Source organism: Ulvibacterium sp., from assembly GCF_965228935.1.
Taxonomy (GTDB): Bacteria; Bacteroidota; Bacteroidia; order Flavobacteriales; family Flavobacteriaceae; genus Ulvibacterium.
Genome location: NZ_OZ245846.1, coordinates 5,389,624 through 5,400,759, shown reverse-complemented (window position 1 = coordinate 5,400,759; position 11,136 = coordinate 5,389,624). Strand labels below are relative to the sequence as shown.

Annotated in this window: 9 protein-coding genes; 2 read left to right on the top strand and 7 right to left on the bottom strand. The window is 43.6% G+C overall.

Features of this window, described 5'->3' with window-relative positions; all coding sequences use genetic code 11:
• Positions 1-4: 4 nt before the first annotated feature.
• On the bottom strand, positions 5-1,258 hold the full coding sequence (locus tag ACO06Y_RS22825) for an ATP-binding cassette domain-containing protein (protein WP_422081373.1): 1,254 nt from the start codon (positions 1,256-1,258) through the stop codon (positions 5-7).
• 236 nt (positions 1,259-1,494) lie between these two features.
• On the opposite strand from ACO06Y_RS22825, the gene ACO06Y_RS22820 reads away from it, so the two are divergent.
• Positions 1,495-4,263 carry a phosphoenolpyruvate carboxylase gene (locus ACO06Y_RS22820; protein ID WP_422081372.1) on the top strand — a complete coding sequence of 923 codons (2,769 nt, stop codon included), beginning with the start codon at positions 1,495-1,497 and terminating at the stop codon, positions 4,261-4,263.
• A gap of 39 nt (positions 4,264-4,302) precedes the next feature.
• Here ACO06Y_RS22820 and ACO06Y_RS22815 read toward each other — a convergent pair whose 3' ends face one another.
• The 6 genes from ACO06Y_RS22815 to folE form a co-directional block, all read right to left on the bottom strand.
• Positions 4,303-4,830, bottom strand: a complete 528-nt coding sequence (locus ACO06Y_RS22815) for a GNAT family N-acetyltransferase (RefSeq protein WP_422081371.1) — start codon at positions 4,828-4,830, stop codon at positions 4,303-4,305.
• A gap of 5 nt (positions 4,831-4,835) precedes the next feature.
• Positions 4,836-5,327, bottom strand: coding sequence for a DUF192 domain-containing protein (locus ACO06Y_RS22810; protein ID WP_422081369.1), 492 nt, complete (start codon positions 5,325-5,327; stop codon positions 4,836-4,838).
• Between the two features lie 130 nt (positions 5,328-5,457).
• On the bottom strand, positions 5,458-6,417 hold the full coding sequence (gene lgt / locus ACO06Y_RS22805) for a prolipoprotein diacylglyceryl transferase (protein ID WP_422081368.1): 960 nt from the start codon (positions 6,415-6,417) through the stop codon (positions 5,458-5,460).
• Positions 6,418-6,605: 188 nt separating this feature from the next.
• Entirely contained in the window at positions 6,606-6,827 is a 222-nt protein-coding gene (gene yidD / locus ACO06Y_RS22800; RefSeq protein ID WP_422081367.1) for a membrane protein insertion efficiency factor YidD, read from the bottom strand.
• 93 nt (positions 6,828-6,920) lie between these two features.
• Positions 6,921-8,402 carry a cysteine--tRNA ligase gene (cysS, locus tag ACO06Y_RS22795; protein ID WP_422081366.1) on the bottom strand — a complete coding sequence of 494 codons (1,482 nt, stop codon included), beginning with the start codon at positions 8,400-8,402 and terminating at the stop codon, positions 6,921-6,923.
• Positions 8,403-8,414: 12 nt separating this feature from the next.
• On the bottom strand, positions 8,415-9,098 hold the full coding sequence (gene folE / locus ACO06Y_RS22790) for a GTP cyclohydrolase I FolE (protein WP_422081365.1): 684 nt from the start codon (positions 9,096-9,098) through the stop codon (positions 8,415-8,417).
• A gap of 136 nt (positions 9,099-9,234) precedes the next feature.
• Here folE and ACO06Y_RS22785 point away from each other — a divergent pair, with 136 nt between their 5' ends.
• Positions 9,235-11,040 (top strand): T9SS type B sorting domain-containing protein, encoded by a 1,806-nt coding sequence (locus ACO06Y_RS22785; protein ID WP_422081364.1) that lies wholly within the window; start codon positions 9,235-9,237, stop codon positions 11,038-11,040.
• Positions 11,041-11,136: the final 96 nt, after the last annotated feature.

Below are 11,136 nucleotides of genomic sequence, written 5' to 3'. Positions count from 1 at the left end.
CGTCCTAGGACGGCTTTTTTCTTCCCTGTGACCCTTGAGGTGTCATTTTTAGTTCGTAAACAAAATCCGGATTTAGGCCAGGCTCTTTTCTGTGGGAAACAAATATAATGCCCGTGTCACTTTCTTTGGCCATTTTATTGACCAAGGCCACCAACAAGTTCGCGGAGGTATCATCAAGTCCGGCGGTAGGTTCATCCAAAATCAATAACAACGGATGTTTTACCATGGCCCTTACCGTCATTATGAGGCGTTGTTGGCCCATGGTGAGATTATGAAAGTGGGTGTCCTTGATATCCCACAGACCTATCAATCTTAACCATTCCGAGGCCAAACGCAACTGGGCTTCCGTTGGTTTCGTGTATAGCCCTATGGAATCCGTAAGTCCGGAAATGATCATATGTTCCAAGGTATGATACCCGGTAAACTTGTCCGTCATAGTGGGTGTAAAGTATCCCATTTTTTCTTTAAGCTCCCATACACTCTCCCCACTGCCCTTTTTATGACCGAAGATATAGAGTTCTTGTCCATAGCCTTTTGGGTTTTCTCCGGTAATCATGGAGAGCATCGTTGTCTTACCACTTCCGTTTTTCCCGATCAATTGCCAAAATTCCCCCTTTTGGATTCTCCAGTCTATGGCATCGAGCACCATTTTATCTCCGAATCGCACGGTTACTTTTTTTAAATCCACCAATGTCCTTGGGCTATATTCCCATTCATGTAACGGCAAGGGAATACCGGCCAGACTCGGGATAGATTCGTTCGGGGAAAGGGGCACCGGATTTTCGTGAATCTGTACATCCCTTTTTTTGAGACTGGCATAATGGGTAATAAATGGGAGGAGGTCTTTTTTCCGGCTCAGTATCTGAACGACCGTTGTATCGGAAGAAATCTTTTTAATCAGCTTTACCAATTCTTCCTGGGATTCGGTATCCAGGTTATCAAAAGGATTATCCAGGATAACAAAATCCGGAATGTCATTCAAAATGTATTTTAACAGTGCTTTTTTTTGTTCTCCACTGGAAAGGGATCGGAGACTTTGGGAAATGTTCTTGGTAAGCACTTTAATATCATGTCGGTCTTCTTCCACCTTAAACCTTTCCAGGGCAAGTTTGGAAAATAGAGCCCCTTTTCGTCCCTTTAGTCTAAAGAGATCGGTTGGGGGATTTCCATCCAATACCGATTCGATGAAATGGGTTTTATCCGAAGTGTTATCAATAAAAATGGCCCAGTGTTCTTTTTTGACTGAAGTAGGATTCATAGACCGCTAAGATATGGTTTGTTCGGTAATGCTTCAAAAGGCGTATACGCTTTCGGAAGGCTATGCAATGGTTGCTTCATGTACTTTGAAAAGAGGGGGTATATAGATTCTGGATCTGACCCATTAATTTGAACAAATTGTTATTTTTTTCGGTTTTAAGGGTAGTAAAGCTTTTTTAATAGTCGGTTGTAAAGTATTTTTCACGAAATTTTAAGGTTGAACTTTAATAGGAAAACATGACAGAGGGTATTACTCTTAAGAAGGTTGAAAAAGAAATTGGCAAAGCGTATATAGATCTTAGGTTCCTTTTGGAGGCCCTTTATGAGGTTCTCGTTGAAAATGGCGAGGAAACCATTGCCGATAGTATTCCTTGGATTCAAGAGGGCGCTTCCAAGGATGTTTCGATTACCCCAAAGGTGGTACAACTCTATTCCTTGGTGTTTCAGTTGGTCAATATGGTGGAGATCAACAGTGCCGTTCAAAATCGGAGAAAACTGGAGGAACAGGATTTTGCGGGGGTCAATGGGCTTTGGGCGTGGAATTTGAAAGCCTTAAAAGAGCAGGGGTTTACCCAGAGGGAGATTTTGGACACCATGGGGAAATTATCCATAGAACCTGTATTGACGGCACACCCCACGGAAGCCAAACGGGCAACGGTATTGGAGCATCATAGGGAATTGTATTTACTGTTGGTACAGTTGGAGAATACGATGTATTCCAACCATGAAAAGGAAAGGATCCGGGAGACTATTAAACTGACCCTATACCGCTTATGGAAAACCGGGGAAATCTACTTGGAAAAGCCTGATGTAGATTCCGAATTCAGGAATATATTGCACTATTTGGTGAATGTCTTTCCAGAGGTTATTTCCATTGTCGACAACCGATTGGAGCATGCCCTGTCCATTGTAGGTTTTAATAGCGAGACTTTAAGGGCCCATCATTTTTATCCTCATATTGCTTTTGGCAACTGGGTGGGCGGTGATCGTGATGGCCATCCACTGGTGACCGCAGAGGTGACCCAAGATACGCTGCTCCAGTTACGTCTCAATGCCTTCGTAGTCATCCGTAGGAAGCTCAACGCTTTAGTTAGACGGTTGAGCCTCACCCATAGCTTGGAAAACTGTAGCACGGATTATCAAAAGAGACTTCAGGAAATGAGTGCCAAGCTGGGAGACAAAGGCCCCGAGGCGCTAAACCGGAATAAAGGTGAGGCTTTTCGACAGATGGTTTCCCTGATGCTGGCGAAATTGCCCGTGGATACGGAAAGAGGACACGCTACCAAGCTCTCCGAAGTACAAGGGGCCTATGTACATTCTTCGCAATTACGTAATGACCTACGGATATTGCAAAAGGAACTGTTGCAGTTTGGGGCAAAATCCGTTGCCTATGGGGATATAACGGCGGCGATACGTACCGTAGAGGTATTTGGCTTCCACCTTGCCGCCTTGGATATCAGACAAAATAGCGCCTTTCATGATAAAGCGGTTTCCCAATTGTTAAAGGCTGCCCAGTTGCAGGAAAACGCCTTTGGGGAATGGGACGAGGCCAAAAGAACCCAGTTCCTTTTGGATGAATTACGGCACGCCCGCCCTTTTGTCCATCCAAAGACCCCATTGGAAAAAGAGGCCCAGACGGTAATGGAATGTTATCGTGCTGTAGAGGCCCACACCGCCAAATATGGGTTTAATTGTATCGGTTCCTTTATCGTGAGTATGACGCGCTCGTTTTCCGACCTTTTGACGGTCTATCTTATGGCAAAGGAAGCGGGTCTTACTTTTATGACCGATGAAGGATTGGTCTCCAAAGTTCATGTAGTGCCCCTATTGGAAACCATTGAGGATTTGGAAAATGGCCCCTCCATCTTAAAGGAATATCTTGGCAACCCCATGGTGATGCGATCTTTGGAGTATGAACGGCAACAGAAGAACCTGGCCCGTCCAAGGCAACAGATCATGGTCGGTTATAGTGATAGTAACAAAGATGGTGGCATTATGGCCAGTCAGTGGAATTTGTACAAGGCACAATACAAACTCGCACAGGTCGGTAAGGACTTTGGTGTGGATATCCGATTCTTTCATGGGAAAGGGGGATCGATAAGTCGGGGATCGGGGCCGACCCATTATTTTGTACAGGCCCTATCCTTCGGTTCCCCCAATGGGGATATTCGATTAACGGAACAGGGGGAAACCATAGCCCAGAAATATGCCAACAAGGTAAATGCAGCCTATAATATAGAATTGTTGGTGGCTAATACCTTGAGCAAAACACTCTTGGAACAGAGTAGGGAAAGAACTTTTCATAAACACTCCGAAATCATAGAGTGGTTGGCCAATGAAAGTAAGGAACGGTATGGGGAATTGATTCAATCAGAAGGCTTCATTGCGTTCTTCAGAACCGCGACCCCAATCGATGCCATAGAAACCAGTAAAATAGGTTCAAGGCCTGCCAAGCGGACCGGTGCCAGTTCCCTGGCGGATCTTAGGGCTATACCCTGGGTATTCTCATGGAGTCAGGCCAGATATCATATGACCAGTTGGTATGGTCTTGGCACGGCACTTAAAAATTTGAAATCGTCCCATCCACAGGATTACGGTGCATTGAAGGAGGCCTTGAAAGAAGACCCTTTTTTACGATATGTCTTTACCAATGTGGACAGTAGCCTGGCCGCTACCGATGAGGAAATAATGAGCATGTATGCCGAATTGGTACCGGATACCGATATTAGGAAGGAATTCCTATCCAAATTTTTAGGAGAGTTAAAGTCCATGCGGGACCATTTGTATGATCTCTTGGAAAGGGATATTAAGGAAAGACGAAAAAACCATTACTATTCCAATCAGCTTCGGACGACGCTTATGACCTCATTGCACAAAAAACAAGTGGAGCTTCTGGAAAAATGGCGAGAGGAACGCCAACTAGATGCAAAAATGGCGGAAAAGACCCAAACGGAATTGATGCTGACCATTAATGCCATTGCCAGTGCAAACCGGAACACAGGATAGGGTATCTGAAAGACCTGGAAATTTCCGTTCCCGGAAATCTTACAAGGAAGGAGATTGAATTCTAAAAATATGTACAGGGTTGTCCTTGTAGTAGGTAGTTTTATCCAGATGCATCCCATTTTTAAGGGCGACCTTTTGCGAAGGTATATTAGCCACATGAATGATGGAAATTAAGGAATCCACCAAGTTATTTTCAAAGGCGTACTGTCTGCACTTGGTTGCTGCTTCCGTGGCATAACCCTGTTTCCAATATTTGGGAAGAATGGAGTAGCCTATTTCCAATTCTTGTTGTCCGTCCACAATTTGTACCAATAGACCACAAATTCCAACAAGGTTTTCATCGGATTTATGGATCAAGGCGTTCATGCCCCCTAGTTTTTTTTCATAGCGTTCAAACACCCGATCAAATTGTTCTTGGCAAGCTATTCTAGGGTCTTTGGGCAGTCCCTCCCAATATTGGGTACTTCTCGGATCTTCATGAAAGGGAAGCCATGCCTCAAAATCCGAGGATAATACGTTTCTAAATTTTAATCTTTTTGTCTCCTCCCCGTTAAGAAGTAATTCCATTTTGATTACAATCTATGGAAAGCGATGCTATCGCCCACTTTTAATCCCCATTTTTGGACCAGACCGGCATTTAACTCCAAGACATATTGTACAGGGACTTTGGAGGGTAAACTTTTTTCATCCAAGGGTTGTGCATTTTCCTGGAAGCTCGCAATGGTCATGTTATCCTTTATGTAGACTATATCCAAAGGAAATTCAGTGTTTTTCATATAGAAATTGTGCAGGCGCATATCTTCAAAAACAAAGAGCATTCCCTGATACTCTTCCATACCTTTGCGATACATCAATCCGGTCTCCGTCTCATAGCTGGTCTCGGCTATTTCGATATCAATTTTTGCAAGGATAGAATCCGTGGCCGTAGTAAAAATTTGGAGTTCCCCTTCCTTGGTAAAGACGATGGGTTCGGTCTTAATGACCTTTTTGGATTCTTCCTTACAGGATAAGAGAATCAGGAATCCGATAAAAAGGTAGGTTATAAATCTAAACGATTTCATCATTTTTAAAATTATAAAGAGGATGTTGAACATATACCAATACGATTTCCCATTTTATGAAGAGCAAGAACCAAACATTATTTGATACATTTTAGGCTTACCCATCAGGGAATTGCTCATTAAACATTGTTCATTATTTATTGGCTTTCGGCCTTAGCATAAAATACAGCCCGATCAAAACAAACGGGATGCTTAGCCACTGACCGGTGGACAACAGTCCTAAGGATTCTTCGAAACCGCCCTGACTTTTTTTGACAAACTCCACAGAGAAGCGAATCGTCCAGAGCAACACCAAAAAAAGACCGAAAAGATAACCCGCCTTGTTTTTCTTATCCGTTTTCCAGTATAGGTAATACAATAACAGGAATACGAAAATATAGGCTACCCCTTCATAAAGCTGGGCCGGATGGCGATAGGGTATTTGATTTAGATATTCCGAAAATTGCGGATTGTTTACCAATGCATCATAAGCTGCATTAACGGATTTTTCCTGGGTTATGCCCAACGCCTTGGAAGGGTGCATATCGTCGGAATCACGGACAAACTTGGTGGCAAAGATGAAGGACTCGTCCGTGATTTTTCCATTGATTTCGGAATTGAAAAAATTTCCCAGGCGCACACAAAAGGCTCCAATGGAAAAGGGGACGACCATCCTGTCTAACAGCCATAATAAATTAAACTCGGGGTATTTGCGCTTGTAAAGGTACATACCTATGATGACACCAATGGTAGCTCCATGGCTGGCCAATCCAGTAAATCCGGTAAATTCATAACCCTTGATAAACCCGAACAAAGCGCCATCCGCATTCTCGCGAATAGGCAATAATATTTCTAGCAAATGATTTTGGTAGTAGGGCCAATCATAGAAGAACACATGGCCTAGGCGGGCTCCCAACATGGTGGCCAATAAGGTATAGATAAGCAGGGAATCCAATTGCTCCACTGTTTTTTTCTCCTGGAGAAAAATTCGTTTCATAATGAACCATCCCAAGGCAAAGGCCACGATCCATAACAGGTTGTAATATTTGATTTGTATAGGGCCAAGACTAAAAAGTGTCTCGTTCGGATTCCAGATGATACCTAAGAAGTGCATATGTGTTATTTTGAGGGGCTAAGATAAAAAATAGAAACTAGACCACTTCGCTTTTGAAAACTAGAATAGGGATAAATGAAGTTTGGGCTTTTTTGATTAATCTACTTATTTTAAAAGTTGACGAGCATACATTTCAACCTTTGATTCCCTATAGAATTGAGTATTGAACGTGTACTTGAATTTGAAGCCTACGGAACGGGATCATATCCTTTTCCGCCCCAAGGATGGCAACTAAAAATTCGCTTAAGAGACAACCAGCCCCCTTTGAAAAGGCCGTGTTTTTTCAAGGCTTCCAAAGTGTATTGGGAGCAAGTAGGGGAGTAGCGACAGGTGGCCGGGGTATAGGGAGAGATCGCGGTTTGATAAAACCGTACAAGAAGAACAAATGGGGCTATCAAAATTTTTTTCATGAATGCAGAAACTTTTTCAATGATTCAGATACTTGCTCTCGAAAAGAGAAGGGAATCTATGGTAACAATACACTTCTTGGTAGCCTAATAGGATTAAGAAATACTAAATGTGGTACCTTCCTTTCCGTCCTTTAATTGAATGCCCAAAGCCGCCAATTGATCACGAATAGTGTCCGAAGTGGCAAAGTCCTTGTTAGACCTTGCTTCGTTGCGCAATTGTATCAACAGTTCCACAACGCCCTGAAGCTTATCGGAATCCTTTCCGTTATCCGAATTTTGTTCCAATCCCAAGACATCAAAAACAAAGGAATGCATACTTTGCTGTAATGCCTGTTTATGTTCCAAGCTGATACCTTCTTTCCCTTCCTTAATGAGGTTAATGTGCCTTACCGCATCAAATAGGTGTGCGATGAGCATCGGGGTATTGAAATCATCGTTCATGGCATCATAACATTTCTGTTTCCATGCATCGAAATCAAAATCCGTGGATTCCCCGGTTTCTAAGTCAGCAAGGGTATCCATGGCTTCCATTAGGCGGTTGAAGCCTTTTTCAGAGGCCAAAAGTGCCTCATTGCTCAAATCCAAAATACTGGCGTAATGGGCCTGCATCATAAAAAAACGTACCACGGGAGGTGAGAACGGCTTGCTAAGAATATTGTTTTCGCCCGAAAAGATCTCATTGGGATAAATGTTATTGTCCGTGGATTTGGACATTTTTCTGCCATTGAGTGTCAACATGTTCGCATGCAACCAGTAACGTACCGGACTATGCCCTGTACTTGCCTGTGCCTGGGCAATCTCGCATTCGTGATGCGGGAATTTCAAATCCATTCCCCCACCGTGTATATCAAAGGTTTCACCCAAATATTTAGTACTCATGGCGGTACACTCCAAGTGCCAACCTGGAAAACCATCGCCCCAGGGCGAAGGCCACCTCATGATATGTTGAGGCTCAGCTTTTTTCCAGAGCGCAAAATCCTGGGGGCTTTTTTTATCATCCTGTGCGGTAAGCTCACGGGTATTGGTAACCATATCCTCCAACTTCCTACCGCTCAATTTTCCGTATTCGTAGGTTTCGTTGAATTTAAGAACATCAAAATAAACAGAACCGTTGACCACATAGGCATACCCTTTGTCCAAAATGTCCTTGATGATTTCTATCTGTTCAATGATATGGCCCGTTGCCGTGGGTTCTATACTTGGTGGCAACAAATTGAACTTTTGCAAGGTATGGTGAAAATCGACCGTATATCGCTGTACCACCTCCATGGGCTCCAGCTTTTCCAATCGGGCCTTCTTTGCAATTTTATCCTCGCCTTCATCCGCATCATCGGTCAAATGCCCCGCGTCGGTAATATTGCGCACATAGCGCACCTTGTAGTCCAAGTGTTTAAAATACCGGAACATCATATCAAAGGATATGAAGGTACGGCAGTTGCCTAAATGTACATTGCTATATACGGTAGGCCCGCATACATACATGCCAATATGGCCCTCATTAAGGGGTTCAAAGACTTCTTTTTTTCCGGAAAGTGAGTTATGGACTTTTAAGTTCTGGCTTTTGTACAATTGCATACGCTTGCAGGGCTATTCAAAATGGGTGTCCAGATTAATATAATCTAAAAATTCGCGACGTGTCGCCTCTTCCTTAAACTTTCCACCGTATTCCGCCGTTACCGTACTACTATCCACATCCCTGATTCCCCTGGAATTTACACAAAGGTGTTTGGCATCGATTACACAGGCCACATCTTTCGTTCCCAACACATTTTGAAGTTCCTTTACGATTTGGATGTTCATCCGTTCCTGGACCTGCGGTCTTTTGGCGTAGTAGTCCACAATACGGTTCATCTTGGAAAGCCCTACAACCGTTCCATTGGAAATGTAGGCTATATGGGCCTTGCCCACAATAGGCAACAAATGGTGCTCACAGGTAGAATACAGGGTAATATTTTTTTCAACCAACATTTCCCCGTATTTATATTTATTCTTGAACGTAGAGGATTTGGGTTTTCGATCGGGATGCAAGCCACTAAAAATTTCGTTGACGAACATTTTGGCTACCCTCTTGGGCGTGCCTTTAAGGCTGTCATCATCCAAATCGAGTCCCAAAGTGAGCATTATGTCCCTAATGCTACGCTGTATTCTTTCAATTTTTTCCCCATCTTCTAAAACAAAGGCGTCTTTCCGCATAGGGGTTTCCTCGGAAGAGGAAACATGGCTGTCCCCCATCTCCTCAAAATGCTCTTCCAATGTGCTGTCCATTTTCATTTTGCCGTGGCTTATTCGAAGCGCAAAGATATACATAAAATGGCACTTTACGCCCTATTTGCCTTCCTACACAACATAAATTAGTGTTAACACGACCCCCTTTCTAAATTTACAAATTCCAGAACTCCGCCTGCTTATGAGATGTTTTATAGCCATATGGGCCTTGATCTTTTTTACAAGGGTACAAGATGCTGTGGCTCAGGTTTCTGCAGATTGTGATAATGCCATACCTATCTGCAACAATACTCCTGTAAATGGGGGTACCAATGGTTTTGGTCTGGATGATTTCAATGGGACCACAACAAGTGGATGTCTGGAGGAAGCCCTGGCAGGAGCCATTGAATCCAATTCGGCTTGGTACCGTTTTAGAACCGGGGCCAGTGGACAATTGGGCATAAACATAGGTATAGATACCGGCGAGGATTGGGATTTTGCCCTTTACCAAACTAGCGATTGTAATAATTTGGGCGATCCAGTACGTTGCAATTTTTTTGATAACCAGGACGGGAATGGATTTATTGGTATAGGGGAGGATCCCTACGGGGATACCAATAATGTACAGTATGAAGATTGGCTTCAAGTGGAACCGGGAGAGGATTATTATCTATTGATCAACAATTTTAGCAACAACAATTCCGGGTTTTCCATTCAATTCTCAGGGCAAATTTTTGTTACCAATCCGTATGATGCGTTGGATTGTTCCATCATTGATAACTTACTTGGGCCTCCCGTATCGGCTTGTGAAAATGATACGGTGATATTGGATGCCACCACGGTGAATGCTACCAATTACGAATGGTTTATGGATGATGGTAGTGGGTTTCAGCTCATTTCAGGGGAGAACAACGCCACTTTGCAAGTGACCCATTCGGCAGTATATAGGGTAAGGGTCTCCCTACCTTCGGGCAGTACCGTAATAAGTGAGGTACAGGTTGCCTTTTCTGCCCTTCCCACGGCTTTTCCTATAACGGATGAGACGATCTGCTCGAACTCAGGAACCTATAACCTCTCCCAAAAAAATGGTGAAGTTCTCGGAAGTCAAGATCTACAGGAATTCCGGGTCGGTTATTACGCGAGTTATTCCGATGCCGTGAACGGCTTACATGTTCTTCCCGAACAATATATTCCAGAAATAGGGACACAGACCATTTATGCCAGGGTCAGCTCTTTGGAAAACCCAAGGTGTTTTGATGTGTCCCAACAGTTTCAGCTGACGGTTTTGCAGAACCCTCTTTTGGATTTTCCTACCGAAGTAGACATCTGTGAAGATAACTCCGGAATAGCCATCGGAGATCCGTTTCCAAACGCGGCATTCCATTACGTATGGGATTCCGGGGAGACCACCTCTTCTATTACAGTATCGCAGGCGGGTATGTATACACTGACCGCCACGAATTCCCTGAACGGCGAAGACTGTACAAGTTCGTTAACGGTTACGGTCAGGGTCTCGCGCCCACCCGAAATATCGGATGTTATCATAGAGGATTTGCAAAACGAAAATTCAGTAACCGTAATTACCGATGTTGAGGGCGACTTCGAATACCGTTTGGATGATGGGGCCTATCAATCCACAAATGTCTTTTTGGATGTGCTTCCGGGAATGCATACCGTTACCGTAAACAATCGGTTAGGTTGTGGTTCCGTTACGGAAAACATAGTTGTTGTTGGCTTTCCTAAATTTTTTACCCCGAATGGGGACAATGTAAATGATGATTGGCATATCATCGGAATGTCAAACCTCAGAGATCCCGTGGTCTCTATTTTTGACCGTTTTGGCAAGTTGCTAAAAAGTTTGGATTCCAATTCCACGTATTGGGATGGTCGGTTCAATGGCCGGGAAGTACCCTCTTCAGATTACTGGTTTAAGCTTACCTATATCGACGATAACGGCCAGCTAACCACGGCTAAATACATAAATAATCACTTTTCGTTACGTCGTTGAGGGCCTCGGACTTTGCATTTCTGAAGCAGTTCATCGATAAACGGCAGAAATCTTCGTTCAAAATATACTAAAAACTGCCTAGTCGAGTTATTCTTA